This is a genomic window from Cognatiyoonia sp. IB215182, from assembly GCF_033963905.1.
Classification (GTDB): domain Bacteria; phylum Pseudomonadota; class Alphaproteobacteria; order Rhodobacterales; family Rhodobacteraceae; genus Yoonia.
The window spans coordinates 199,806-222,940 of sequence record NZ_JAXBMB010000002.1 but is presented as its reverse complement, the minus strand read 5'-3'; the positions used below and the strand labels follow the sequence as shown (position 1 = coordinate 222,940).

General features: G+C 58.6%; 33 protein-coding genes. 11 read left to right on the top strand and 22 right to left on the bottom strand.

The features are described from left to right. Window positions 1–57: 57 nt before the first annotated feature. The 3 genes from SLH47_RS04780 to SLH47_RS04770 all read right to left on the bottom strand — a co-directional run bounded on the left by SLH47_RS04780 (window position 58) and on the right by SLH47_RS04770 (window position 2,882). Complete coding sequence (locus SLH47_RS04780; RefSeq protein WP_413785619.1) at window positions 58–1,692, bottom strand: FMN-binding glutamate synthase family protein; 1,635 nt, start codon at window positions 1,690–1,692, stop codon at window positions 58–60. A gap of 101 nt (window positions 1,693–1,793) precedes the next feature. Beyond that, complete coding sequence (locus SLH47_RS04775) at window positions 1,794–2,603, bottom strand: division plane positioning ATPase MipZ (protein ID WP_320238237.1); 810 nt, start codon at window positions 2,601–2,603, stop codon at window positions 1,794–1,796. Between the two features lie 123 nt (window positions 2,604–2,726). Then, window positions 2,727–2,882: a hypothetical protein gene (locus tag SLH47_RS04770; protein ID WP_320238236.1), complete on the bottom strand. Its 156-nt coding sequence runs from the start codon at window positions 2,880–2,882 to the stop codon at window positions 2,727–2,729. 42 nt (window positions 2,883–2,924) lie between these two features. Here SLH47_RS04770 and SLH47_RS04765 point away from each other — a divergent pair, with 42 nt between their 5' ends. Further along, on the top strand, window positions 2,925–4,193 hold the full coding sequence (locus SLH47_RS04765; protein WP_320238235.1) for a DEAD/DEAH box helicase: 1,269 nt from the start codon (window positions 2,925–2,927) through the stop codon (window positions 4,191–4,193). A 129-nt stretch (window positions 4,194–4,322) separates the two neighbouring features. Here the strand turns inward: SLH47_RS04765 and SLH47_RS04760 are convergent, their stop codons facing one another. Next, window positions 4,323–4,730 carry a DUF2000 family protein gene (locus SLH47_RS04760; RefSeq protein ID WP_320238234.1) on the bottom strand — a complete coding sequence of 136 codons (408 nt, stop codon included), beginning with the start codon at window positions 4,728–4,730 and terminating at the stop codon, window positions 4,323–4,325. Between the two features lie 129 nt (window positions 4,731–4,859). Between SLH47_RS04760 and SLH47_RS04755 the strand changes: the two genes are divergently transcribed. The 7 genes from SLH47_RS04755 to SLH47_RS04725 all read left to right on the top strand — a co-directional run bounded on the left by SLH47_RS04755 (window position 4,860) and on the right by SLH47_RS04725 (window position 9,916). Beyond that, window positions 4,860–5,333, top strand: coding sequence for an Lrp/AsnC family transcriptional regulator (locus tag SLH47_RS04755; protein ID WP_320238233.1), 474 nt, complete (start codon window positions 4,860–4,862; stop codon window positions 5,331–5,333). A 226-nt stretch (window positions 5,334–5,559) separates the two neighbouring features. Then, on the top strand, window positions 5,560–5,943 hold the full coding sequence (locus SLH47_RS04750) for a hypothetical protein (RefSeq protein ID WP_320238232.1): 384 nt from the start codon (window positions 5,560–5,562) through the stop codon (window positions 5,941–5,943). A 140-nt stretch (window positions 5,944–6,083) separates the two neighbouring features. Then, complete coding sequence (locus SLH47_RS04745; protein WP_320238231.1) at window positions 6,084–6,410, top strand: metalloregulator ArsR/SmtB family transcription factor; 327 nt, start codon at window positions 6,084–6,086, stop codon at window positions 6,408–6,410. Next, the gene (locus tag SLH47_RS04740) at window positions 6,410–6,880 is read left to right on the top strand and encodes an SRPBCC family protein (RefSeq protein ID WP_320238230.1); all 471 of its coding nucleotides are present in this window, start codon (window positions 6,410–6,412) and stop codon (window positions 6,878–6,880) included. Before SLH47_RS04745 ends, SLH47_RS04740 begins: the two co-directional genes overlap by 1 nt. Further along, window positions 6,880–7,575: a DNA alkylation repair protein gene (locus SLH47_RS04735; protein ID WP_320238229.1), complete on the top strand. Its 696-nt coding sequence runs from the start codon at window positions 6,880–6,882 to the stop codon at window positions 7,573–7,575. The genes SLH47_RS04740 and SLH47_RS04735 overlap by 1 nt, the downstream gene beginning before the upstream one ends. Before the next feature lie 119 nt (window positions 7,576–7,694). Next, window positions 7,695–7,856: a helicase-related protein gene (locus SLH47_RS04730; RefSeq protein WP_320238228.1), complete on the top strand. Its 162-nt coding sequence runs from the start codon at window positions 7,695–7,697 to the stop codon at window positions 7,854–7,856. 440 nt (window positions 7,857–8,296) lie between these two features. After that, complete coding sequence (locus tag SLH47_RS04725; protein ID WP_320238227.1) at window positions 8,297–9,916, top strand: EAL domain-containing protein; 1,620 nt, start codon at window positions 8,297–8,299, stop codon at window positions 9,914–9,916. A gap of 111 nt (window positions 9,917–10,027) precedes the next feature. Here SLH47_RS04725 and rpmE read toward each other — a convergent pair whose 3' ends face one another. The 3 genes from rpmE to SLH47_RS04710 form a co-directional block, all read right to left on the bottom strand. Next, the gene (rpmE, locus tag SLH47_RS04720) at window positions 10,028–10,249 is read right to left on the bottom strand and encodes a 50S ribosomal protein L31 (protein WP_320238226.1); all 222 of its coding nucleotides are present in this window, start codon (window positions 10,247–10,249) and stop codon (window positions 10,028–10,030) included. An 11-nt stretch (window positions 10,250–10,260) separates the two neighbouring features. Continuing rightward, window positions 10,261–10,650 carry a 50S ribosomal protein L19 gene (gene rplS / locus SLH47_RS04715; protein WP_320238225.1) on the bottom strand — a complete coding sequence of 130 codons (390 nt, stop codon included), beginning with the start codon at window positions 10,648–10,650 and terminating at the stop codon, window positions 10,261–10,263. A gap of 306 nt (window positions 10,651–10,956) precedes the next feature. Further along, window positions 10,957–11,559 carry a YceI family protein gene (locus tag SLH47_RS04710; RefSeq protein WP_320238224.1) on the bottom strand — a complete coding sequence of 201 codons (603 nt, stop codon included), beginning with the start codon at window positions 11,557–11,559 and terminating at the stop codon, window positions 10,957–10,959. 87 nt (window positions 11,560–11,646) lie between these two features. Between SLH47_RS04710 and SLH47_RS04705 the strand changes: the two genes are divergently transcribed. Both SLH47_RS04705 and SLH47_RS04700 read left to right on the top strand, forming a co-directional pair. Continuing rightward, complete coding sequence (locus SLH47_RS04705; RefSeq protein ID WP_320238223.1) at window positions 11,647–12,165, top strand: RNA polymerase sigma factor; 519 nt, start codon at window positions 11,647–11,649, stop codon at window positions 12,163–12,165. Further along, window positions 12,158–12,886 (top strand): hypothetical protein, encoded by a 729-nt coding sequence (locus SLH47_RS04700; RefSeq protein ID WP_320238222.1) that lies wholly within the window; start codon window positions 12,158–12,160, stop codon window positions 12,884–12,886. The genes SLH47_RS04705 and SLH47_RS04700 overlap by 8 nt, the downstream gene beginning before the upstream one ends. On the opposite strand, the gene trmD is transcribed toward SLH47_RS04700, so the two are convergent. Next, entirely contained in the window at window positions 12,883–13,677 is a 795-nt protein-coding gene (trmD, locus tag SLH47_RS04695) for a tRNA (guanosine(37)-N1)-methyltransferase TrmD (protein WP_320238554.1), read from the bottom strand. The two genes, SLH47_RS04700 and trmD, sit on opposite strands and share 4 nt — an antisense overlap. Window positions 13,678–14,067: 390 nt before the next feature. Between trmD and SLH47_RS04690 the strand changes: the two genes are divergently transcribed. Continuing rightward, complete coding sequence (locus SLH47_RS04690) at window positions 14,068–15,255, top strand: elongation factor Tu (protein WP_320238221.1); 1,188 nt, start codon at window positions 14,068–14,070, stop codon at window positions 15,253–15,255. Window positions 15,256–15,317: 62 nt separating this feature from the next. Here SLH47_RS04690 and rimM read toward each other — a convergent pair whose 3' ends face one another. The 14 genes from rimM to SLH47_RS04620 all read right to left on the bottom strand — a co-directional run bounded on the left by rimM (window position 15,318) and on the right by SLH47_RS04620 (window position 23,073). Next, complete coding sequence (gene rimM, locus SLH47_RS04685; protein ID WP_320238220.1) at window positions 15,318–15,821, bottom strand: ribosome maturation factor RimM; 504 nt, start codon at window positions 15,819–15,821, stop codon at window positions 15,318–15,320. A gap of 8 nt (window positions 15,822–15,829) precedes the next feature. Then, window positions 15,830–15,976 (bottom strand): hypothetical protein, encoded by a 147-nt coding sequence (locus tag SLH47_RS04680; RefSeq protein WP_320238219.1) that lies wholly within the window; start codon window positions 15,974–15,976, stop codon window positions 15,830–15,832. A gap of 56 nt (window positions 15,977–16,032) precedes the next feature. Beyond that, a complete protein-coding gene (gene rpsP / locus SLH47_RS04675; protein WP_320238218.1) occupies window positions 16,033–16,437 on the bottom strand; it encodes a 30S ribosomal protein S16 in 405 nt (134 codons plus the stop codon). 39 nt (window positions 16,438–16,476) lie between these two features. Continuing rightward, on the bottom strand, window positions 16,477–16,773 hold the full coding sequence (locus tag SLH47_RS04670; protein ID WP_320238217.1) for a chorismate mutase: 297 nt from the start codon (window positions 16,771–16,773) through the stop codon (window positions 16,477–16,479). Continuing rightward, on the bottom strand, window positions 16,770–17,333 hold the full coding sequence (locus SLH47_RS04665; protein WP_320238216.1) for a GNAT family N-acetyltransferase: 564 nt from the start codon (window positions 17,331–17,333) through the stop codon (window positions 16,770–16,772). Before SLH47_RS04665 ends, SLH47_RS04670 begins: the two co-directional genes overlap by 4 nt. After that, window positions 17,330–17,836, bottom strand: a complete 507-nt coding sequence (locus SLH47_RS04660; protein ID WP_320238215.1) for a GNAT family N-acetyltransferase — start codon at window positions 17,834–17,836, stop codon at window positions 17,330–17,332. The genes SLH47_RS04665 and SLH47_RS04660 overlap by 4 nt, the downstream gene beginning before the upstream one ends. Next, on the bottom strand, window positions 17,833–18,345 hold the full coding sequence (locus SLH47_RS04655; RefSeq protein WP_320238214.1) for a GNAT family N-acetyltransferase: 513 nt from the start codon (window positions 18,343–18,345) through the stop codon (window positions 17,833–17,835). The genes SLH47_RS04660 and SLH47_RS04655 overlap by 4 nt, the downstream gene beginning before the upstream one ends. Beyond that, window positions 18,342–18,845, bottom strand: coding sequence for a GNAT family N-acetyltransferase (locus SLH47_RS04650; protein ID WP_320238213.1), 504 nt, complete (start codon window positions 18,843–18,845; stop codon window positions 18,342–18,344). Before SLH47_RS04650 ends, SLH47_RS04655 begins: the two co-directional genes overlap by 4 nt. Next, window positions 18,842–19,351 (bottom strand): GNAT family N-acetyltransferase, encoded by a 510-nt coding sequence (locus SLH47_RS04645; protein ID WP_320238212.1) that lies wholly within the window; start codon window positions 19,349–19,351, stop codon window positions 18,842–18,844. The genes SLH47_RS04650 and SLH47_RS04645 overlap by 4 nt, the downstream gene beginning before the upstream one ends. Beyond that, the gene (locus SLH47_RS04640; protein WP_320238211.1) at window positions 19,348–19,896 is read right to left on the bottom strand and encodes a GNAT family N-acetyltransferase; all 549 of its coding nucleotides are present in this window, start codon (window positions 19,894–19,896) and stop codon (window positions 19,348–19,350) included. Before SLH47_RS04640 ends, SLH47_RS04645 begins: the two co-directional genes overlap by 4 nt. 102 nt (window positions 19,897–19,998) lie before the next feature. Continuing rightward, the gene (ffh, locus tag SLH47_RS04635) at window positions 19,999–21,492 is read right to left on the bottom strand and encodes a signal recognition particle protein (protein ID WP_320238210.1); all 1,494 of its coding nucleotides are present in this window, start codon (window positions 21,490–21,492) and stop codon (window positions 19,999–20,001) included. Window positions 21,493–21,647: 155 nt separating this feature from the next. Then, entirely contained in the window at window positions 21,648–22,130 is a 483-nt protein-coding gene (locus tag SLH47_RS04630) for a hypothetical protein (protein WP_320238209.1), read from the bottom strand. A gap of 92 nt (window positions 22,131–22,222) precedes the next feature. Further along, window positions 22,223–22,693, bottom strand: a complete 471-nt coding sequence (locus tag SLH47_RS04625; protein ID WP_320238208.1) for a hypothetical protein — start codon at window positions 22,691–22,693, stop codon at window positions 22,223–22,225. Between the two features lie 23 nt (window positions 22,694–22,716). After that, on the bottom strand, window positions 22,717–23,073 hold the full coding sequence (locus SLH47_RS04620) for a hypothetical protein (RefSeq protein WP_320238207.1): 357 nt from the start codon (window positions 23,071–23,073) through the stop codon (window positions 22,717–22,719). Between the last annotated feature and the right edge of the window lie 62 nt (window positions 23,074–23,135).

Sequence of the window (23,135 nt, the reverse complement as noted above, 5' to 3'; positions counted from 1 at the left end):
AAAGCGCTGTCGCGCTCTCGTCAAAATCTGCGTCACGCAGATTTTGTATCCGTGGCACTATTGCGCCGCCATCTGCTGTTGTGCCTCTGGCGGGGCAAAGCTGTGCGGGTTCGCCCGTGCCCAGCGCTCGCGATAGATCGGATTGTCGTCGCCATCATCCAAGAGGAACCCTTCGCGGAGATAGCTATAGACGTCCGCCGCCTCGGTCATCTGCCCGTCGCCGCGCCGCGTCATGAAATGATAGGGCAGGAACCCGCAGGGATCATCAAGCCCGGCTGCACCAGCCATCTCACCCAATGCTTTGAGCGTATTGTTATGAAACCTGGCGACACGCTTGTACTTGTTATCAACATTCAACGCCTTCTGGCGCAAAGGGTCTTGTGTGGTCACGCCGACCGGACAGTGGTTCGTGTGACAGGCCTGCGCCTGAATGCAGCCGATAGCAAACATGTAACCGCGCGCCGAATTGCACCAATCGGCCCCCAGTGAGAGGGCGCGCGCGATGTCAAAGGCGCTGACGATTTTGCCCGCCGCGCCGATCTTGACCTCATCCCGGATGCCGGCACCGCGCAGCGTGTTGTGGACAAATGTCAGCCCCTCCACCATTGGCATGCCCACGTGATTGGCAAATTCGAGCGGAGCGGCCCCGGTGCCGCCTTCACTGCCATCGACGACGATGAAATCGGGGATGATCCCCGTTTCCAGCATCGCCTTAACGGTACACATGAATTCCCGCCTGTGCCCGATGCAAAGCTTGAAGCCTACCGGCTTGCCCCCTGACAGATCACGCAACCGGCCAATGAACTGCATCAGCTCCATCGGATTGGAGAATGCAGAGTGGGCGGCGGGTGAGATGCAATCAACCCCCATCGGAATGTCGCGCGCCTCGGCAATTTCGGGTGTGATCTTGGCCGCTGGCAACATGCCGCCATGGCCGGGTTTCGCCCCCTGGCTGAGCTTGAGCTCAATCATTTTGACCTGATCATGGCCCGCCTGTTTGGCGAATTTGTCGGGGTTGAATGTGCCATCATCATTGCGGCAACCGAAATAGCCTGACCCGATCTCATATATCAGATCGCCACCACCTTCGCGGTGATAGCGACTGATCCCGCCTTCGCCGGTATCATGGGCAAATCCACCCATCTTGGCGCCCTTGTTCAGCGCCAGAATGGCATTGGCCGACAGCGCCCCGAAACTCATCGCCGAGATGTTATAGAGTGACGCCATATAAGGCTTCTTACATTTCGACCCGCCGACTTTGACCCGGAAGTCACTCGTCTCAAAATGCGTGGGCACAACCGAATGGGTCAGCCAGGAATAGCCCGCTTCGTAAATCATTTCATGGCTGCCAAAAGGCCGTTTGTCTTCGGCGCCCTTGGCGCGCTGATAGACAAGTGAGCGTTGTTCGCGGCTAAAGGGCTGCTCTTCCTGATCGCTTTCAATCAGGTATTGCCTTATCTCAGGGCGGATTTTTTCGAACAGAAACCGGATGTTACCCAAGACAGGGTAGTTCCACAGAACCGCGTGACGGGTTTGGGTCACGTCATGAATGCCGATCGCCGTCAGTACCGCAAAGATGGCTGCCAAAATGAAGACCCACGGCACCCAGAACCCGATGACGAAACAAATGAGCGTCATGAACGCCACAAACACAAAAGTCGCGTAGCGCTGTAATGAGATCAATGCACGCACAACAGAATCCTCCCCTGCCTGACGCTACATTAGAACCGCGATATGCTTAACGAAAGGTGGTTCACAGCGAATGTGAAGGAGGCCGACGCGATGATGTCGTGCTAGAAATCCGGGCTGACGCCGGGCAGGTTGAGCGCCTTGATCAACTCGCGCAATTCCTGACGCGCGGCGAGGTTTGACATGCTGAGGCTCGTCACCCCGATATCGCGCAGATCAAGCAGGGTCAGCCCGCGCGGGAACAGTTCGCGAAAGACCACGCGCTCGGAAAATCCGGGGGCCGGGCGGAACCCAATCCGCTTGGCGAGTTTGTCAATCGCGCGCTGCATCTTTTCCTTGTTGATCATCGCCGTGGTACCCAGGCGGTTGCGCACCACAACCCAGTCAATCGGGTTCATGCCCGCCTCTGACCGCATCTGGCGGGCGCTCCAGACCATTTCGGAGTAAACCGACGGCCCGATAATTTCTTCCCCCTCGCCATCCACATGGGCGAGCAGGTCGAAATCGATGAAGCTGTCATTAAGCGGGGTGATCAGCGTATCGGACATCGCATGGGCGAGCTGGCTCAGCCGGGTATGCGAGCCCGGACAATCGATCAGGATGAAGTCACAAGCCTCATGCATCGCCTCAACCGCGCGGCCCAGAGCCTGATCATCCGCATTCTGGCCGGGCTGCAAATCGCCCGGCGCAATGGCGGGCAGTTCCGCGTAGTCCGGCGTGGGCAGATCAAGCCTCTCCTTCGTCAGAAACTCCCGCCTATTGGCGATATACCGCCCCAAGGTCTGCTGCCGCAAATCCAGATCCAGCGTGCCGATCCTATGGCCCATTCGCGCTAGCGCCGTGGCCACATGCATCGACACGGTCGATTTGCCAGCCCCGCCCTTTTCGTTGCCGACAACGATGATATGCGCCACGCCAATGTCCTTGTGATCTGGTTTGCCGAAAAGCTCTATATGGCCTCTGATTGCGGCATGGAAGCGCCAGCATCAGGAAATTGCGCTGCGTTTGCCTTGACATGGGGCGGCAGGCCCATCATGTCATCCCCAACCGATGCAGGCTGCCGCGTGAGCAGCGCGGGACGTCACCGTCATCCGCACCACATCGACCACTGAGGTTCCCATCATCACGCGAGGGCGCCGCGCCGGGCAGAGACCGGGCGCACCCTTGCCACCACCCATCGACAGATGGGTCATTTTTGCTGTGGGCGCTTTGCCCGCAAGAACAGGATATCCATTATGGATTTTGACATGCTGGGCCTTGCGCCCCGACTAACCAAGACCTTGAAAGCACAAGGCATTACCGACCCAACCCCGATCCAGAAACAAGCGATTCCGCATGCGATGAACGGGCGTGACGTGATGGGGCTCGCCCAGACCGGGACGGGCAAGACGGCGGCCTTTGGCCTGCCGATGATCCACGCGCTCTTGAAAGCAGGCGTGAAGCCGCAGGCCAAAACGGCGCGTGGCCTGATCCTCGCCCCGACGCGCGAGTTGGCGAAACAGATCTCTGAAAACCTGACCGCCTATACCAAAGGCAGCCACCTGAAAGTGGCGCTGGTCGTGGGCGGTGCAGGGATCGTGGGGCAAACCAAGCGGCTTGCCGGCGGTGTTGACCTGCTTGTCGCCACGCCCGGCCGTCTGATCGACCTTCTCGACCGGCGCGCGGTTCGGCTGGACCAGACGATCTATCTGGTGCTGGATGAGGCCGACCAGATGCTCGATATGGGCTTTATCCACGCGCTGCGGCAGATCGCACCGCTCTTGTCCAAAGATCGCCAGACGATGATGTTCTCGGCCACGATGCCGAAACTGATGAACGAGTTGGCGCAAACCTACCTGACTGACCCCGTCCGCGTGCAGGTGAACCCGCCCGGACAAGCCGCGCGCAAGATCAATCAGAGCGCCCATTTCGTCGCACAGGCGGCCAAACTTGACCTGCTGGTCGAACTGCTTGACGCGCACCGTGATGACCGCGCCATCGTCTTTGGCCGCACCAAACACGGGTGTGAGAAACTGTCGAAGGTGTTGGAGAAAAAGGGCTTTGCCGCCGACTCGATCCACGGCAACAAATCGCAGGGTCAACGGGACCGCGCGCTGAGAGCCTTCAAGGAAGGCAAAGTACGCGTTTTGGTGGCAACTGATGTTGCCGCACGCGGGATCGACATTCCTGATGTGCGGTTCGTCTACAACTACGACCTGCCCAACGTGGCTGAGAATTACGTGCATCGGATTGGACGGACCGCGCGAGCAGGCGCTGATGGCTCGGCCGTCGCCCTCGTCGCACCGGACGAGATGATCGAGCTGCAGGACATCGAAAAGACGATGAAAGAGACAATCCCCACAGCCTCCGGCAGGCGGTGGGAGATCCAGCCGGGTCAGAAAAAGCGCCCCAATGGCGGCCCGCGCCGCGGCGGCGGGCGGCCAGCCAAACCCGGCACTGGTTCCGGCAAGCCCGGAGGCGGACGCAGGCGCGGCGGCAGATCGCGTGGAAAGTCAGCGGCATAAGTGGTTGAGGCGCCGCTTCAGAAGCCTCCAGACAAATGTACTGAAGGCGATTAATGCGTGTTTCTTACGCTAAATTGCCCGTTCGCCAGCACACGGCGAATGCCGGTTTGAAATTGCGTCGAGGCGTTTTCATGGGTGCATCTTTGCGCCCTTTGTTATCTTGTCGACCATCCTTCGTTCCTCTCGGATGGCAAGCCCGACGAGGTTTAGTTCGTTCGTTCCATATTCTCTGACTGCGGCCCGGTTGGCGACGTCATGGCCAGTTTTGAACATGTCCTCGATATAGATTGACATATCGACGCCTCGGGTCAGCGCGCGCGAATGGATCTTTTTCAGTCTTATTTCATCCGCCACAAGCACGATCATCGGTTGAACGATCAAGGATCGATACGTTTGCCCGTCCGCATCCTCATAACGCTCGCCAAGAAGATCGGAGTCCGCGCCGAGAATGCCGCTTGTCAAGAATGCGGTGACATTCAGTTTCTGCCAGTCCAGCAGATCATTCCGCACGACTATTGCAATCTTCGTTTCAAACATGCGATTTCCCTATATTATCCTAAGAATGTAATCCCGAGCCGAAGAAGGTATGGCTGGAGGCATAATCATCAGGATAATGATGGGCTGGGCTGCCAGCAAACGAAGCATTTTCGGTAGAAAGGGTTTAAGTTGGAATTGGACCGAACCGATCGACGTATTCTCTCGCTCCTGTCGAAGAATGCTCGGATAACCAATAAAGAGCTGGCTGATGCGGTCGATTTGTCGCCATCCAGCGTCCATGAACGAACCAAGCGGCTCTTCAACAGCGGGATGATCTCGGGCGCACATCTTGACGTGGACATTGGCCAACTGGGCTTCTCTATGAAAGCGCTCCTGTTTATCCAGTTGTCGGAACATGAGAAGTCGAACCTCGATACTTTTGTGCAAGACGTGCTGAAGTTCGCCGAGGTCCGTTCGGCGTGGATGATTAGCGGCAGATTCGACGCAATTGTCGAACTGGTCACGCAGGATACGAAGCATTTGCACCGGGTCGTGGTCGAAAAGTTCTCGTCGCGGGATGAGGTTCATCGGATTGAGACATCGATTGTCTTTGATGGTGCCGAGCAACGAGACCTGTCTGCATTGTTGCAGTTGAACTCCTAGACTGTTGGAAGTGAAACAGGTTTCAAAAGGCTGAATGGGGACGTTGGACCAACGTGCGTTTCGTCTGCAAAGCAGACGTGACACGGGGTGGTGCACACCTATTGCGCGGTGACATTGACCCCAGTTGCTTCAGAGCGGCGACGGAAGAATTGGGGAAACCAAGGTGCTCGAAACATAGTATTGCTCGTGTACACATAGATAACTGCCCGGTTCGAAAGGCCTGACAATGGAGAAGCCAGTCCACCCTTACATAAGTGCTGCTGGCACCCCGGTGATCGTGAGAATCGCAGGGACCATAGCAAGTGTCGTCGCCATCTACACGATTGTCATCTACGGCATTTCCCTCCCGGAAGTATTGGCATTCACCAATGCAGATGACGGGGCAACACCAGAGCTGCCCAGGCATTACAGGCAAATGGTTGGGTTGGCGGCTTTCTGGGCCGTTCTCCCTCCGATCTGGTTCTGGTACGAGTATTATTGGGTTTACTTGCGTTTACCGGATGAAAGGCGAGGCTCGTTTGAGGGTTTGCGCTACGGACAACAGCTGGCTACCGCGATCTGGGCGTCGATGTTGGTAGTGCAGGGGATTGTTCTTACAGCACTTTTCTAAGGCCGCTCGTCTGGGCCAACCGATTGGCGGCATTAAGGTCTGCTATGATCCTGACCTTCCAAGTTTCTTGGCACAGCCGACGACATCCGTGTCTTCTAGTCTAATATTGCTATATAGCGCGTAAGCTATATAATGATTTCATGACAAATCTCGACTCAGTGTTTCAAGCCCTATCCGACCCCACACGTCGCGCCATCCTGGCACGGCTTATAGAGGGGGAAGCGACGGTTGATGAGCTTCGCGAGCCGTTTGCGATGTCTCAGCCGTCCATTTCACGTCATCTCAAGGTGTTGGAACAGGCGGGTTTGATCGCGACACGCATTGACGGCACATCGAGACCCCGCCGCATTGAACCGGCAGCATTCGCGGCGATTGAAGATTGGCTGAAGCAGTATCGTGCCGTCTGGCAAGCAAACTATGCCCGGCTTGATGACGTATTGAAGGAACTCAAAGAGGAGGATCCGTGATGAAACCCCTTCACATGACGACCCCGACCGACACGACCATCGAAATCACCCGTAGCTTTGATGCCCCCGTTTCAATGGTCTGGCGCGCCCATACCGAACCTGATCTGGTCAAGCGTTGGCTGACAGGCCCTTCTGGCCACACCATGCCGGTATGCGAGATCGATCTCTCCGTCGGCGGCGCCTATCGTTATGTTTGGGAGTGGAGCGATGGGCGCATGTCAGCTTACGGGACATTCCGCGAGATTGTGCCGGAGTGTCGGCTGTTGCTGACGGAAACATTCGATATCTTTCCCGATAACGAGACACTGGTCGAGCAGGTCTTCAGCGAGGCCGATGGTCAGACAACAGTGACGATGAGCCTGCATTACGATAGCCAAGCAACCCGGGATGGTGTCCTGCAAAGCCCAATGGATGAAGGTCTGGAGGCCAGTTATTGCAGCCTTGATGCGTTGATCTCAGAGACCGTGTGATGCCCACGCCGGCAGATGTCATCACGGCTTTGGAGGCCGCTGCAGACCCGGCGGACATCGACTACGTTGCGCGCTTTTACAATGGTGGCGATCCTTCAACCGAGGTGATGGGGGTCCGCATGCCGAAAGTCTTTCCCATCGCCAAGAAATTCGTGTCGCTCTCGCTGGATGGCGTTGAATGCCTTCTGGACGATAACAGGTACGAGGTCAGAATGGCTGCCGTCGCCATCATGGACTTTCAGGCACGGCAAAAGAAACTGGACGCGGCGCAGCGCCAGGCGTTGTTCAACCTTTATCTGAGCCGCCATGACAGATTGAACAACTGGGACTTCGTTGACCGGGCAGCGCCGCATGTGATCGGCGAACATCTCGTGGGCAGAGACCGCTCAATCCTGGACCAATTGGCGCGTTCGGATGATCCGCATGAGCGACGGACGGCCCTTGTGGCAACGTATGCCTTCATCAAGCGAGGGGAGGTTGCCGACACTTTCCGGATCGCTGCAACCCTCGCAGATGACACCGACGATTATGTGCAGAAGGCTATTGGATCATGGGTCCGCGAAGCTGGAAAGCGCGATGAGGCTGCGTTGGTTGCGTTTCTGACGGCGAATGCTGATCGCCTGCCGCGCAAGACAATCACGGCCGCAGCAAAACTCTTGCCTGAAGAGATCAAAAGACGAATTCGTCATCGCTGAAGGCTGTCTATTGATGAACCGCCGCTTCGTCCAGCCATCAGATCGCGCCGCAAAAGAACGCTGCTCCGCTTAGAGCGGCGCCATTTCCCCCAAAGGTCGGTGAAACCCTGTCTAGGGCTTTGGAGAAGAATGGTCTTGCTGCCGACGCGATCCACGGCAACAAACCGCAAGGTCAATATGATCGTACGCCGAAAGCCGCCAAGCAAGGTAACGTGCACGTGCTGGTCGCAACGGATGTGGCCGGGTACGGCATCCACATCCCGGATGTGTGGTTTGTCTAGAATTAAGACCTGCCCAAGGTGGCCGAAACCTACGTCCACCGGATCAGACGCACCCCGTGGGCCGTGCTGATGGCAGAAGCGGCGGCGCACGACGGGGCAAATCTGGCGGTGGAGCCTGGACGACCCTTAGCGGGGGTCGTTGTTGTAGCAGATCACGCGAGAAATCTGCGGCTTGAAGCGTTATCCAAAAGGTCTGACCCGATTTCTGCCTGAAACCAAAGGGTCCAACGCATCAATCAGCAAGCGTCCTTCGTGCATTCTTATAGTGCGCAGCCGGTTAGAAAAACGCGGATGAAGCAATGGGCCGAGGTGTTGCCCATCTTGATCCATGCTCCAGTGCAAGAGAGAGCTCTTTCGCAGGCCGAATGGAAAGGCGTTTTTCCCAGAATTTCATGCTCGATTAATCGTTCCGTGTTTACTCGTGCGCAGGAGGATCGACGATGACACGCAAGGGACGTTCTCGGGCCATCATTGGCGTGGTCTTCGGCGTGACTTTTGCGTTTTGGTCCGCAACGGGTGTGGCTCTTCAAGGGTTCATGACGCATCAGAGCAATCTGGCGCGTCTGGAAGAGCTTTCGGCTCAGCTTATGCGGCGGATCGAGAAAACCGTCGACTTTGTCGTGATCGCAAGTACCGATATTCTCACGTCAAATGTAAGTGGATGCGGCAGTGCCACGCAGAAATACTTGCGTAACCTCGCGCTTGATACGGCAAATACGCCGAACATTTTTCTGATTTCGCAAGACTTCCAATGTGTCAGCTTCGAAAACTACGATGTCGCATTGCCTGCAGATGACGTGCGGGCCGGATGGGCAGTTGGCCGGAACCCCGACTTTCGCTTTGGCCCGATCGAGGGGCCGCGCGGAAAACTGCTTGGCGTATCTTGGGGATACGGCACTGACCTTGAACTGGTTGTTGCGTTGGACCTTGCAGCGCAGTTGTTTGACGTCTTGCAATTTGAGCTTCGGAGTGGTGGCTACGTATCTCTTCGAACCGACCGCGATGTTATTGCGGAGTTTTTCGGTGACGAGGCCGCCATGTCCGACAGACCTGCTTGGCGGACATTTGCAGCAACAGGAGAGCGCTATCCCTTGCAGAGCGAAATCCAGATCGATCCCAACGTCCTTGCAACCTGGCGGCGCGATGTTCCATCGCTCGTCGTGGCTTTATGGAGTGCGTTCGGCGTTCTCGTCGCGGGTTTGGCGGTGGCAGCAGTGACTCGCAGGAGAGATGCGTCACTGGATGCGGTGCTAGATGCGCTCGACAATCAGGAGATCGTGCCACACTTCCAACCCATCGTGGATGTCAACACGGGCGCGGTCGTTGGGTGCGAGGCGCTGGCGCGCTGGATCAAGCCGAGCGGTGAGACTGTTCCGCCGGGCAAATTCATTCCCATTCTTGAAAGGAGCGGCCACAATCACCTTCTGTTGGAAGCACTTCTGAGGCAAGCAGCGGACAGTCTCCGATACGCGTTGGATGAACATCGCGGCTTCTACATCGGTTTCAACGCCACGCCCGAAGAGTTCGAAAGTCCAGATTTTGCGGACACACTTCTTTCATTGTCACGTCTGCATCGCCTGCGGCCGGACCAAATCTGCATCGAGATTACGGAGCGACAGGCGGCCAACTCCCAGAGCATCGTGGCTGACACGGTTGACAGGCTTTCTTCGTCAGGCTTTCGGATTGCAATCGACGATGCGGGAACAGGGCACAACGGTCTCTCCGCCCTCCAAACTCTCAAGGCAACGACGCTCAAGATCGACAAGTTCTTTGTCGATCAAATCCCCGATGAGCCGCGCGCAAAGGTCATGATTGAGATGTTTGTGTCCGTGGCCCGTCAATACGGAATGAAAACAATTGCCGAGGGTGTTGAGACTGCGGCGCAGGCAAATGCGCTGAAGTTGGCCGGTATAGATGCCATTCAGGGATACTACTACTCAAGGCCAGTTCCCGCGAAGGAGTTCCTGGTCGCGCTCGATTCAATTTGGGAAGGTTCGTCGCGTTTGATCAACAACAGCACTGCGACAGAAGTCGAAGACGTCACGAGACGGACAGCATGATCGCATTGCTTTCGTCCTGACTTCGCCCGATATCGACAACACCAGAATGCAAAACGCCGCCCTTGATAGAGCGGCGCAGCAAATTCAGGGTGGGTGAAACCCAAGCGGGCTTTAGAAGCCCAGACCCGCGTATTTGTTCTTGAACTTCGACACACGGCCACCAGCATCCATCAGACGGGTGCCACCGCCGGTCCATGCGGGGTGGACGGAGGGGTCGATATCCAGCGACATCGTATCGCCTTCCTTGCCCCAGGTGGATTTCATCTGCACCACAGTGCCATCGGTCATCTTGACGTCGATGATGTGATAATCGGGGTGAATATCTTTTTTCATATCCGGCGTCCTTATGCTTCGGCTTCGGCGCTTTTGGGCGCCTTGTAGTTGGTGACCTCTGCAATCCGCGCGGATTTACCGCGGCGCGAACGCAGGTAGTAAAGCTTCGCACGACGCACGCGACCGCGGCGGACGACGGTGATGCTATCGATATTGGTGGAATGCAGCGGGAACACACGCTCCACACCCTCACCAAAAGAAATCTTGCGCACGGTGAACGACCCGGCAATGCCCGATCCGTTCTTGCGGGCGATGCACACGCCCTCATAGTTCTGCACACGTGTCCGTGTACCTTCGGTCACTTTGTAACCGACGCGGATGGTGTCACCCGCTTTGAAGTCGGGGATATCCTTCCCCAGCGCAGCGATCTGCTCCGCTTCGAGTTGTGCGATCAAATCCATTGATCCGCTCCTATGTCTGGCACGGGTATATCCCGCAACGTGTCTTGCGCCGTCAGAGCTGCGTGTCGTTTCCGGGTCCAGTGTCACTGCCCGCCGCAGATGCCGTCATCATTTCTGTTATCTGACCGTCCGGTCCGTCCGGGGGTGTGTGCCACAACGCAGTGGTGACCCGATATCCGGTGCTGCCATAGATCAATACCCGGAATCGGTTACCCGCCCCAGGAATGCCGCTCAATAGGCCCTTGGGCGTTGTCAATCAAGCCCAAAGATGGCCCGGCTTGCACCTGGGCCACCTTGGGACAATCTTCAGGACTGTGTCGCGCCTGCGCTAAACATCAGGCGAAACGACACCGGTGCAGTGCGGGTAATTGAATCGAGGCTCGCGAGCTCTTGCAGCATGTCGATCCCTTCATTGATCTCAAGCTCATCAGTGCTGATGAACATCATACTTTGAGTTGTCACCATCACATTTTCCGCATCGAGCCGCATCACGAAGACGTCCATATAGACCGGCGCTTCGACCCCCAGAAAGACCACATCGCCATCAATCTCGGTCACGGTGCTTTCGCCAACGGCCAGCCCGTCGAAATCAGCCATATCGACCTGCGCTTTCAGCGTGGCACTGGGGGCGTTCTTGAACACATGCTCGATCATCCGCTCATTGCGAATATCGATATTCGTCTCAAGACTGTTGAGGTCGATCTCAACACTGGCCATCCCGTCAGGGCTGACCGAACCCGTCAGACCGGAAAACGTATGCGCCTCGCCCGTATCATCATTCTTGATTGATCCAAAGCTGACGACCGACTGTTCACCGTTCAGAACCCATCCGCCCGCATGTCCGTCTGCAAAAGCCGCAGTGCCGAGACCAATCACGATTGCGGCAGCCGGTAGTTTGAAATTGCGCATGTCTTACTCCTCCCATAGGAAACAAAATACCCCGCCATCATCAGCGGTTGGTATGTGAACACGCGGGGAGGGGAGATTATTCGCTGGTTGCGCAAAAAATCTGCGCGGGATGCGGTGGCCGGTGGTCTGCCTGCAATCTATCCCCGGCTCTGGCGGTTCTGTCTGGTCCTGACACGCGATCGCGCGATGGCCGAGGATCTGGCCCAGATGACCTGCGAACGCGCGCTCATCCACGCCGACAAGTTCACGCCCGGCTCGGATCTTGCTTCATGGCTTTTCACCATGGCGCGCAATCTGTGGCTGAATGACATCCGCGCTGCCAATGTCAGGCGCGGGACGGGCACCGTGCCGGTTGAGCAAAGCGGTCTGACGGACGAAAAACCCGATATCGAAGCGAATATTCTCGCCCGTGAAGTGTTTGACATTATACAGGCCCTGCCTGAGGCACAGCGTCTCACAACACTGCTTGTTTATGTCGAAGGGCATACATACCGTGAAGCGGCAGAGATACTGGATGTGCCGATTGGGACGATCATGAGCCGCCTGGCAAGCGCCCGTAAGGCGGTGACACAGGTGGTCGAAGGACAGGAAAAGACAGGTGAGTGACGATCAGGGTCAGATCACAGATGCCGAACTGACCGCCTATCTGGATGGAGAGGCGGATGCTGCCGTGACCGCCCGCATCGATGCGGCCCTGGCGGTCGATGCAGCATTGGCGCAGCGTTTTGAAGCCTTGGCCGGGGCGGGCGATGTGATCAAGACGGCGTTTGACCTGAACGGCCTCAATGCGCCAGCCTTCGCGTCCGCAGGCTTAGAACCCGCGCCCCGACGACTTGCCGCGGCGCTGATACCACTGGCCATCGCGGCGTCATTCGTCATCGGCATGGTGGTGATGTCGCTGTTACGCCCGGCACCCACATGGGTCGACACGATCGCCTCCTATCACGCCCTCTACGTGACCGAGACGCTTAGCGGTGCCGACCAGTCGCCGCAGGTATCCGATGCGGTCCTGCAATCGGCGCAAGAGATGCTGGGCGTCGATCTGCGCCCGGCCACATCCCTGCCAGGGCTCACCTTCAAGCGGGCGCAGATCCTGTCGATCAACGGTCAGCCGCTTTTACAGATGGCCTATCTTGATGAGGGTGGCCTGCCATTCGCCTTTTGCGTGACACTACCAGGTGACGCGGACCGCGATGACCTACAACGCATGTCGCATGACGTTGCCACCAATAGCTGGGTGACGGATGGGGTCGGCTATGTCTTGGTAGGCGGCGGCGACATCGCACGTGTGTCGGATTTGTCATTGGTGTTGCAGCGCCAGCTCTAATCCTTTTCCTCCACCTTAGCCCAAAGGTCGGGCCTGCGTTCGCGGGTCAGTTTCTCGGCCATCTGGCGCCGCCAAGCCGCGATCTTGGCGTGATTGCCTGAGAGCAGGACATCCGGGATCGCATGCCCCTGCCATTCGGCGGGCCTGGTATATTGCGGATGCTCCAGCAGACCGGTGGAAAAGCTCTCCTCGACAGCACTCTCCGCGTTGCCCAAAACGCCCGGTAGCAGGCGCACAGTCGCGTCGATCATCGCCTGTGCAGCGATTTCGCCTCCCGTCATCACAAAATCCCCCAACGAGACTTCGGCGATGCCAAAGTGCTGCAACACCCGCTCATCCACACCTTCAAACCGCCCGCAGAGCAGCGTCACACCATCCTGCCGCGCCCAGTCGCGGGCCATCACCTGATCGAACGGGCGCCCACGCGGCGAGAGGTAGACCAAAGGCATCGCCCCCTTCGCGGCAGCACGCGCCGCCACAATCGCGCTTTCCAGTACATCGGCGCGCAGGACCATACCCGCACCACCCCCGGCAGGTGTGTCATCGACATTGCGATGCTTGCCGATCCCATGTTCCCGCAGATCATAGGTCTCCAACCGCCACAAACCGTCCTGCAACGCCTTCCCGGTCAGGCTTTCGCCAAGCACACCGGGAAAGGCCTGCGGGAAGAGCGTGATGATCTGCGCCGTCCATGATCCTGCCAGGTCCGGCTTATCGGTCATCAGTTCACGCGGTTTCAGGGTCGGGCGCACCGCGATACGACCGGCCGATTTTGGGGCCTTCTCTGTCATGTGGCCCTGATAGGGGATTGCGGCGCGGATGAAAACTTTCTCTTGCAATGCGAAAGTCGACATCTTACCTGCGCAATCTCACACAAGAGGAAACGACCATGCAAACGGTCTTGGAAAATCTGACCCTGCGCGCTGCATCAGCCCCGGCTGCTGCAAGCGAAGACGCATGGAAAATCCAACCGCCTCTGTGAATGACATTCCCGGAGGCTGATGGCCTCCGACACGGTTCCGCAATGTGACCCCGGATGGCCCAAAGCCCGCCGGGGTTTTTCATTTCGGGCCTGACAAACCCGAACCCAGAATTTGGCGCGCCAGATGCCAATGGCCGCTCGTGTCCCGCTTGGCCAGCAGGGTGCGGGTGGCGCTCGTAGCGAAGAAGGAGACAGTAAAATGGCTACGAAACTGAACATGAATGTCGGCACCATCGGTCACGTCGACCATGGGAAAACGACCCTGACCTCGGCCCTGACGCAAGTCCAGGCCGCCCGCCTTGGCGGACAGGCCATGTCGTTCGACCAGATCGACAAGGCACCCGAGGAAAAGGCGCGCGGCATCACGATCAACACCTCCCATGTGGAGTACGAATCCGATGGCCGGATCTACGCCCATATCGATTGTCCGGGCCACGCCGATTATGTGAAAAACATGATCACAGGCGCGTCCCAGATGGACGGGGCGATCCTGCTCGTGGACGGCACGGAAGGTGCAGCCAAGCAAACGATCGAGCATATCCTGCTCGCCCGTCAGGTGAACGTCGGCCACATGGTGGTTTTCGTGAACAAGATGGACATGCTGGGTGAGGCCGAACGGGCCGACATGGCCGAACTGATCGAGATGGAAACCGGCGCATTGCTCGAAGCGCAGGGCTATGAAAACACGCCCTTTGTCTTCGGCTCTGCCTTGCAAGCGCTCGAGGCTGCCCTCGCGGGCAACGTCGACGCCCCAGAGGTGGAGTGCGTGAAGCAGCTGGTCGACGCCATGGACAATCATTTCCCCGACCCCGTCCGGGATTATGACAGCCCGTTCATGATGCCGATTGAGGCAGTGCACACGATCCCAGGCCGCGGCACCGTCGTCTCTGGCCGGGTCGAGCGCGGGTCGATCAAGGTCGGTGAACCGGTGGAGATCATCGGTCTTTCCAATGACGGGGCCGAGGTTGTCGTGACCGGCACGCAAGCCTTCCGCAAGGACATCCCGGAAGCACGGGCCGGCATGAATGTCGGCCTGCTCCTCCGGGGTCTCAAGCGGGACGAGGTCCAGCGCGGCCAGATCCTGTCCGCGCCGGGCGTGATCAAACCGTTCACGCAAGGCCGGGCCGAGATCTTCGTGCTGAACGCCGATGAAGGGGGCCGTCACACGCCCTTTTCCACAGGCTACGCGCCGCAATTCTACTTCGGCGTGACCGATGTGAGCGGCGTGGTGAACGTGACGGACGACCTGCCCGTCATGCCCGGTGACCGCGCCGAGGTCGGGTTCGTCCTGCACAAGCCCGTGGGTATCGAGCCTGGCATCCGCTTCGCCCTGCGCGAAGGTGGCCGCACCGTCGGCGCCGGTGTCGTCACTGAGGTGACGGCCTGAAAGCATCTCAAAAACAATGTCATGGCCCCGGTTCCGGCTGGGGCCATGGTCTCCGTGATGGGCTAAAACAACCCGTCAGGCGGATCGGCGATGATCCGGCCCGCGCCAAGATCGACTGTCGGGACAATCGCCTGGGTGAAGGGCAAAAGCACCGTGTCAGACGCGCCGGGTGCCGCGATTTCGAGAAGATCACCTGCCCCGTGATCAACCACGTTGCGGACAACACCCAGTGTGGCGCCGCCCGTATCCAGCACGGTCAGGCCAATCAGATCGGCATAGTAGAACTCATCATCCGGCAGCGCAGGCATGTTTGCCCGATCCGCATAAAGAGACGTGTTGCGCAGCGCATCAGCCTCTTCCTTGCTAACGATCCCGTCGATGCGCGCGGTAAACCCGTTCTTGGTCTGCCCGGTCAGGATGATTTGCGCGAAGCTGCGGCCATCCTCGGTATAAAGCGGTACGTAATCGGCAATCGCGGCAGGGTCGGCACAGAACGACTTCAAGCGCACCTCGCCATGGACGCCAAAGGCGCCACTCAAGCTCCCCACGACAACACGATCGTTCATTCGGGCACTCATTCAGGCTCCATCCCGACGCACACATCCATGATCCACAGGCTGCCGATGGCCTCGCAGGCCTCCCGCGCATTGCCGCGTTCAAACAGCATGCCGGCGACAAAGGCCAGCATCACCAAGATGATCGTGCGCAACAAGCGGAACATGTGGGCGCCTGTGAAGGGGGATGGGCCGCCCGGTCAAAACGGGCGACCCACTGGTCTTACTCGTCAGCCGCAGCTTCTTCTGCCGGGGCTTCCTCAGCAGGGGCGTTGGCCGCTTCTTCAGCAGCCTTGGCCTTCTCGGCCTTCTCCTCAGCACGCGCCTGAGCGGCCTTGCCGGGTGTGCCCTTCTTGGGGTTGCTGCGCTCTTTCTTGGGCATCTCGCCAGCCGCTTCCAGCATACGCGCCACACGGTCGGTTGGCTGCGCGCCTTCACCCAACCAGTATTTCACGCGCTCCATGTTCATCTTGACGCGCTCTTCGCTGTCTTTGGGCAGCATCGGGTTATAGGTGCCGAGCTTCTCAATAAAACGGCCATCGCGCGGCATGCGGCTGTCAGCAGCCACAATTGCGTAGAAGGGACGTTTTTTTGAGCCGCCACGGGCCAAACGGATTTTCATAGCCATCAGATTTTCTCCTTAAAGATGGGTGTGAGGGCGATGCCCTCAGGATTGGTGTTGTTTGTGGTGTTGGATGACTTCCTGAATGATGAAGTTCAGGAATTTCTTGGCGAATTCCGGGTCAAGATCGGCCCGTTTCGCAAGATCGGTGAGCCGCGCGATCTGCGTTTCTTCACGCGCGGGGTCGGACGGGGGCAGGTCGTGCTCGGCCTTCAGGGCACCCACGGCCTGCGTATGCTTGAACCGCTCGCCCAATGTGTAGACGAGGATGGCATCAAGCCGGTCAATGCTTTCGCGATGACCTTTGAGGATTTCAGCGGCACGGGTGACGGTATCAGTCATTGTGCGGCTCCTTCATCTTTGTAGTGGTAAACGGCAACATGCGCGCCCAAGGGATGCGTGCCGGTTTTTCGCGCGCCCAGCTTTGTCGCCACGCGGACAGATGCGTCATTCCCATCCGTGATGTAACTTGCGAAGCCATCGCCATATACCGCGCGGCACATGGGCAGGAGTGCTTTTGCAGCCTCAGTTGCAAAACCCCTGCCCTCTGCCTCTTCCGTCAGAAGCCAACCCAATTCCGGTTGCGGGTCGCCAAATTCATGGCCCAACAGGACCAGCCCCAGAACCGCGCCTGCCTTGTCGCAGATGGTCAGCGCGCCGTGTCCGCGCAGGACCCAACCTGCAACCAGTTGATTGAAGTCGAGCCACGCATCTTCTGCGGACATTGGCCCACCGATATGCACGGCGCGTTCCGTGGTCCAGATGGGTTCCAGCACGTCCCAATCGCTGATGCGGGGCAGGCGGAGCGTCAGCCGCTCTGTCTGGACAACCGGGGCAAGTTCGGCAAAGCGCATCGAAAGCGCCGCTGCTTCACCTGTCGGCGGGGTCAGCCAAGGTCTCATGCCGGACCTCGCATATGCCGAAAGACGCAGGTATCGTCGCCGTCCCCGTCGGGCTTGGCGGCATCCGGATCAAGCGTGCCGCCCAGTTTCTCAGCCACACGGATCGATGCGGAGTTCTCGACATCGATATAGCTGACGATTGACGCCAGATCGGTTGTCGCAAATGCATGATCCAGCATCGCGCGCCCGCCTTCAGTTGCCAGACCTAACCCGGTGAATCCATCAAGCACAAACCAGCCGCATTCGGGTTCGGGGAAGTGGGGCGGATGGACAAGACCGACCCCGCCCGCAAATCTGCCGTTATAGACCATCGCCAAGGTCCCAAACCCATAAAGCGACCATCCGGCTATGTCATTCGTGAACCAGGCCCAGGCCTTCTGGCGATCAAAAGGGCCGCCCATATAGGCAGCTCGCTCGGAGGCCATCAGGGCTTCATAGGCGTCAAAATCGCGCCGCGCAAAGGGGCGCAAGGTCAGGCGTTCGGTCTGCAGGGTTGGGATCATCGCAGATCCTCCTGCGCCGGATGCCGCCAGATATGCATGGTGCCCAGCGTCTCATGCTGGAAGGTCTTCTCGAACGTGCAGCCCATCCGCTCACCCAGCGCGACCGAGCGCGTATTTGCCGGATCAATCAGACTGATCGCGGTCGTCCAGCCGAGCGTGTTATAGGCGTAATCGCGGGAGGCTGACGCGGCCTCATAAGCGATCCCGCGCCCTTCGCCCGCTTCAAAAACTGACCAGGCAATTTCAGGCTCTGGCCAGTCTTCGGGGTAAAGCAGCCCCACGACGCCAAGCGGCGCATCCGTTTCGCGGTCGGCCACCATCCAGCGGCCATAACCGCGCAAGGTCCAATGGCCGATGATCGCACAGAGCTGATCAAAAGCCTGCGCCCGCGTAAACGGCCCGCCGAGGAATGTCGCGCGATCCGAGCCGCGAAAGGCCGCATAGGCGTCAAAGTCATCCCATGTCGGCGCGCGAAGGGTCAGCCGTTCGGTGTGCAGAACAGGGATCATGCGGCAGCCCTTTCATGGCGATAGACGAGCGTGTTCGGCATGGGGGACGTCGCCGCCTTGTCCAAGACAGCGCCCAGCTTCTCCGCCAAGCGGATCGAACGAGCATTGGTCGGGTCAATGTAGCTGACGGCCGTCGCCCAGCCCAAAACATCAAAGGCATGGGTCAGGCTCGCGCGGGCGGCTTCTGTGGCAAAACCTTTGCCTTCGACATCCGTTGAAAGCATCATCCAGCCGATCTCTTTCTCGGGCCAATGCGGTGGATGCCACGGCCCGATAAGGCCGATGATGGTGTCGCTGTCGCGCAAAGTCACAGCCCAAAGTCCCGCATCATACATCTGCCAATGGCCAAGCTCTGCTGCGAAGGCTTTCCAGGTTGCCCCCAGGTCGCCGCTGCTGCTGAAATAGCGTGCGCGGTCCGACATCATGAAATCGCGATAGACGGGCCAATCACCGGCCTTCGGTCGACGCAGGATCAGGCGCTCTGTCCGTAACGTGGTCATGCGCTGACCCCCGGGTGGCGATAGATAGTCACGCTGGCGCCACTGTCATAGGCCTTCTCGCCGTCAGGGGCGCAGCCCAGCTTCGCAGCCAAGGCAACAGATCGCGTGTTGTCCGGGGCGATCAACGACATGAGCGGCGCAAAGCTGAGCTTCTGATAGGCATAGTCGCGCACCGCAAGAACAGCCTCATGGGCAAATCCCTTGCCCTCAAAGTCTTCATAAACGACCCAGGCCAGCTCTGGTTCGTCCAGATCAATCGGGTGCCGCAACTGGACGCGACCTACGGGCTTGGTCGTTGCCGTTTCCGTCAGGAAAAACGCGCCATAGCCGCGCGCGATCCATTGCCCCAGACCCTGCATGCAGCTGTCCCAACTGTCGCGCGGATCCTGCGTTGGGCCACCCAGAAAGCGGGACCGCTCCGTCGCGCAAAACGCATGGAAAGCCTCATATTGCGCCATGCTGAAGGGGCCGAGTGTCAGCCGGTCTGTTGTCAGCGTCGGGATCATGCAATCGCCTCCGCCGCCTGTTTTATTGCGCGCGGATCGTCATGCGACAGATGTCGGAAAAAGATGACCTTTTCGCCATCCACCACATCGCGCCGTTCCTCCATCGCGCCCAATCGCGATGCGAGGCGGAGAGAGCGCAGGTTGTCAGGCGCGATGAGCGAGATCAGTGGTTCCAATCCCAAAGACCGCCCCGCCCATTCCCGCACCGCACAGGCGGCCTCGAACGCGTAAGATTTGCCTTCGAACCCGTCGAACATGTGCCAGGCAAGCTCCGGCTGCGGCCACTCGATGTGGTTGATGATGCCCACACGGCCCGCGGCAACACCGGTCTTGCGTTCTGTGACAGTAAAGAACCCATAGCCATGCCAGTGCCAATGCCCGATCCCCGCGATAAACCCGCGCCACGCGTCGCGCTCACTCCCTTTGCCGCCCACGACCTCCATTCGCTCAGACCGCGTGACCCAAGCGGTAAAGGCCGCAAGGTCCCGCTTCTCTGGCCCGCGCAACTCAAGGCGCGCTGTTGTGAGGGTCGGGGCAGGGGTCATCAGGCTGCAGCCCTCATGCTTGCGGCATACGGCGCGGTTCTCAAAATTCTAGAATTTTGAGCACACCAGCGGCAGTCTTTCGGGGCAGATAATCGCATCAGCCTACTTCTTTTTCCCAAAACCGGACAGGCCGGGTGGCAATTGCATCCCGCCTCCGCCAAGACCTGGCAAGCCGCCAGCGGGCATCTTGCTCTGCAATTCCTTGGCCGCCTTCGCCATCGCTTCCGGATCGTTCATATCGGGCATGCCACCGCCTTTGCCGAACATGCCCTTCATGGCCTGTTTCAGCATGCCGCCTTTGCCCATCTTTTTCATCATCCCGGCCATCTGTTTGTGCTGTTTCACAAGCCGGTTCAGTTCCGAGACCTCAAGCCCCGCACCCTTGGCGATCCGTTTCTTGCGGCTGGCGGCGAGCAGGTCGGGGTTCGCCCGCTCAGCCTTTGTCATCGAATTGATCAGCGCGATCTGGCGTTTCAGGATCCCGTCATCGAACCCCGCCTGATCCATCTGCTTGGCCATTTTGCCCATGCCCGGCATCATGCCCATCATCCCTTCCATGCCGCCCATCTTCATCATCTGTTCCAGCTGCATTTTCAGGTCGTTCATGTTGAACCGGCCCTTCTGGAACCGGCGCATCATCTTTTCGGCCTGCTCGGCCTCGATGGTTTCCTGGGCCTTCTCAACGAGGGCTACGATGTCGCCCATGCCCAGGATGCGACCCGCGATCCGTTCCGGCTCGAACGTCTCAATCGCGTCCATCTTCTCGCCGAGGCCGACAAAGCGGATGGGCTTGCCAGTGATCGCCCGCATCGATAGCGCCGCACCACCGCGCCCGTCCCCATCCATCCGGGTCAGGACAACGCCAGAGACGCCGATCTTGTCGTCAAATTCCTGCGCGACATTCACCGCGTCCTGACCGGTCAGACCGTCAACGACCAACAGCGTCTCGCGCGGGTTGGCGACATCGCGCACCTCAGCGGCCTGTGCGATCAGTTCCTGATCAATATGCAAGCGCCCCGCCGTATCGAGCATATAGACGTCATAACCACCCAAAGACGCCTGAGTCTTCGCGCGCTTTGCGATCTGCACCGGCGTCTCGCCCGGCACAATCGGCAGCGTATCCACGCCAATCTGGCCACCGAGGATCGCCAATTGCTCCATCGCCGCAGGGCGGTTGGTGTCGAGTGACGCCATCAGCACCCGCTTTCCCTCACGATCCTTCAGGCGCTTAGCCAACTTTGCCGTCGTTGTCGTCTTACCAGACCCCTGCAGCCCGACCATCAGGATCGGCGCAGGCGGGTTATCAATCTTTAACGCACCGGGATCGTCATCCCCAGTCAAGACATGCTTCAACTCATCATGGACGATCTTGACGACTTGCTGCCCGGGCGTGATCGACTTCGTCACCGCCTGACCGGTCGCCTTTTCCTGCACGGCTTTGACGAAATCCCGCGCGACGGGCAGCGAGACGTCCGCCTCCAGCAAGGCCACCCGCACCTCACGCAGGGCGGTCTTGACGTCATCCTCGGACAGCGCACCCTGCTTGGTGAGCCGGTCAAAAACACCAGACAGGCGTTCAGAGAGATTTTCAAACATCGGCCAAGGCCCTCACGTCGTTTCGGTTGCCCTGCCAATATAAGATGGCAAAGCAAAAAGCAGTAGCTCCCCCGTGGGCGCGACGCGCTGACGGAGGGCGATCCCCTGATCATCGGGGACCGGAAAGCTGATGCTCACCGGATATTGCGGCGCGTTTACGCCTCTGCTTGGCGCAAGTCAACATCTCGCAGCCAGGTGTTGATCACCTCCACCAACTGCTCAATTTTGTTCTTGTCACCCCAGGCTGCCCCAAAGTGATAAAGCCCCTCATCCATCCCGGTCAGAATCAAGGCCATCTGGTATCTCGACGTTTCATCCGCCCCACCATGCTTCGCAACATGGGCGCCGAAAACCTCTCTAAGCTGATGGATGACGCGTTTCTTGCCAAATGGCCACTGAATGTGGTGCTCCACAGTGCCGAAATGCGCGTCAAAGATCAAAGTGTCCGATTGCTGAAAAGCCAGATAGACGACCACGCAAAAAACCGCGATCCCAAGAATGATCAGCCACACCAGCGTTGATCCGGAAAGGAGACCAAAAAGCACCGCAAAGATCACGAAGACAATGAATGGCGCGGCCCCAACTTCCGGAGTGCCAGAGATGACCAATCTGAAAGGGTTTTTTGAGGTGACCCTCACCGCCTTTTCAACCCGTCATACATCGCATTCACGGCCCGCTGCACTTCTTTGACACTCACGTATCTCATGACAAGCCGAATAGCGGCGCGGGATTATTGCTGCAACCACGCATTGATCGCGTCAGCGGCTTGGATTGTCGTGTTGCTGGTGTAGAAATTCGTCGTCAGCGGGTGCCGTCCGGCATCCATACCGCGGTCCAGCACAAGGGCGACCCGGCGCTCTGTCAAATTGAGCTTGTAAGGACGCATATCGAGATCTGCGTAGCTCAGATCGCTCAGGGGATGCCGCACCCGTTCGCGGCCTTTCAGGGAATAGCGCTTGATCTCAAGCAATCCGGCGTCGCGGTCCAGCGCCACCTCGTCAATCTGCGCTTCGCGGTTCAACTTGTACCCGAGCCAAGCCGCAATGAGGTAGCCGAAAACAGCACCGACAAAATCGCCGTGATAAACGCCAAGCGAGGCAGCGCCGAAGATTATCAAAAACAAGAGACCCAAAAAGATGATCCCGATATGCGGAAGCGATCTGAGGACCAGTCGTTGCGGCGTATTTTTGATAACCTTCAACTTGCTGACGTGTGGATCGCCACTTACCGGATCAGCTGCAACGGCTGCGCGCGATACGCCCAAGCCACTGCCGCGGTCGCGACTATCAATACTAACATGTGCCAATAGGGTGGGCCGACCCAGATCAGAAGTGCACTCAAGCCGATCAGCATTGTTGCCAGCAATAGCAGTCCTGCATATCCCTCCGCACCGCGAAGCCAGAGGAGGCCGGCGCCCACGACCTCGACGGAGCCTGTGATGTAGCGGGGAAACTGGCCAAATCCGATGGCCTCGTAAATGCCCACATCCACATGGTAGCCGAAAAGCTTGCGCAGGCCGAAATAAAGGAATGCGACAGTCAGGGCGGCGCGCAAAGCGGTGAGCGGTGAAATTCGTGTCATGGCGCTGAGATAGCGTGACATCATAAATGTCCAGCCGATGCGTTGCGCATCTTCGGGCATGG

What these genes read in the sequence shown, in the direction of transcription:
- SLH47_RS04640 (WP_320238211.1), bottom strand. Translation starts at nt 19,896, where the DNA reads ATGACCCCTGCCCCGACCCTCACAACAGCGCGCCTTGAGTTGCGCGGG.
- SLH47_RS04655 (WP_320238214.1), bottom strand. Translation starts at nt 18,345, where the DNA reads ATGATCCCTGTTCTGCACACCGAACGGCTGACCCTTCGCGCGCCGACA.
- ffh (WP_320238210.1), bottom strand. Translation starts at nt 21,492, where the DNA reads ATGTTTGAAAATCTCTCTGAACGCCTGTCTGGTGTTTTTGACCGGCTC.
- SLH47_RS04670 (WP_320238217.1), bottom strand. Translation starts at nt 16,773, where the DNA reads ATGACTGATACCGTCACCCGTGCCGCTGAAATCCTCAAAGGTCATCGC.
- SLH47_RS04735 (WP_320238229.1), top strand. Translation starts at nt 6,880, where the DNA reads ATGCCCACGCCGGCAGATGTCATCACGGCTTTGGAGGCCGCTGCAGAC.
- SLH47_RS04710 (WP_320238224.1), bottom strand. Translation starts at nt 11,559, where the DNA reads ATGCGCAATTTCAAACTACCGGCTGCCGCAATCGTGATTGGTCTCGGC.
- SLH47_RS04690 (WP_320238221.1), top strand. Translation starts at nt 14,068, where the DNA reads ATGGCTACGAAACTGAACATGAATGTCGGCACCATCGGTCACGTCGAC.
- rpsP (WP_320238218.1), bottom strand. Translation starts at nt 16,437, where the DNA reads ATGGCTATGAAAATCCGTTTGGCCCGTGGCGGCTCAAAAAAACGTCCC.
- trmD (WP_320238554.1), bottom strand. Translation starts at nt 13,677, where the DNA reads ATGACAGAGAAGGCCCCAAAATCGGCCGGTCGTATCGCGGTGCGCCCG.
- rplS (WP_320238225.1), bottom strand. Translation starts at nt 10,650, where the DNA reads ATGGATTTGATCGCACAACTCGAAGCGGAGCAGATCGCTGCGCTGGGG.
- SLH47_RS04650 (WP_320238213.1), bottom strand. Translation starts at nt 18,845, where the DNA reads ATGACCACGTTACGGACAGAGCGCCTGATCCTGCGTCGACCGAAGGCC.
- SLH47_RS04680 (WP_320238219.1), bottom strand. Translation starts at nt 15,976, where the DNA reads ATGTTCCGCTTGTTGCGCACGATCATCTTGGTGATGCTGGCCTTTGTC.
- SLH47_RS04760 (WP_320238234.1), bottom strand. Translation starts at nt 4,730, where the DNA reads ATGTTTGAAACGAAGATTGCAATAGTCGTGCGGAATGATCTGCTGGAC.
- SLH47_RS04725 (WP_320238227.1), top strand. Translation starts at nt 8,297, where the DNA reads ATGACACGCAAGGGACGTTCTCGGGCCATCATTGGCGTGGTCTTCGGC.
- SLH47_RS04660 (WP_320238215.1), bottom strand. Translation starts at nt 17,836, where the DNA reads ATGATCCCAACCCTGCAGACCGAACGCCTGACCTTGCGCCCCTTTGCG.
- SLH47_RS04765 (WP_320238235.1), top strand. Translation starts at nt 2,925, where the DNA reads ATGGATTTTGACATGCTGGGCCTTGCGCCCCGACTAACCAAGACCTTG.
- SLH47_RS04740 (WP_320238230.1), top strand. Translation starts at nt 6,410, where the DNA reads ATGAAACCCCTTCACATGACGACCCCGACCGACACGACCATCGAAATC.
- SLH47_RS04665 (WP_320238216.1), bottom strand. Translation starts at nt 17,333, where the DNA reads ATGAGACCTTGGCTGACCCCGCCGACAGGTGAAGCAGCGGCGCTTTCG.
- SLH47_RS04750 (WP_320238232.1), top strand. Translation starts at nt 5,560, where the DNA reads ATGGAGAAGCCAGTCCACCCTTACATAAGTGCTGCTGGCACCCCGGTG.
- SLH47_RS04770 (WP_320238236.1), bottom strand. Translation starts at nt 2,882, where the DNA reads ATGACCCATCTGTCGATGGGTGGTGGCAAGGGTGCGCCCGGTCTCTGC.
- rpmE (WP_320238226.1), bottom strand. Translation starts at nt 10,249, where the DNA reads ATGAAAAAAGATATTCACCCCGATTATCACATCATCGACGTCAAGATG.
- SLH47_RS04620 (WP_320238207.1), bottom strand. Translation starts at nt 23,073, where the DNA reads ATGACACGAATTTCACCGCTCACCGCTTTGCGCGCCGCCCTGACTGTC.
- SLH47_RS04745 (WP_320238231.1), top strand. Translation starts at nt 6,084, where the DNA reads ATGACAAATCTCGACTCAGTGTTTCAAGCCCTATCCGACCCCACACGT.
- SLH47_RS04645 (WP_320238212.1), bottom strand. Translation starts at nt 19,351, where the DNA reads ATGATCCCGACGCTGACAACAGACCGGCTGACACTCGGCCCCTTCAGC.
- rimM (WP_320238220.1), bottom strand. Translation starts at nt 15,821, where the DNA reads ATGAACGATCGTGTTGTCGTGGGGAGCTTGAGTGGCGCCTTTGGCGTC.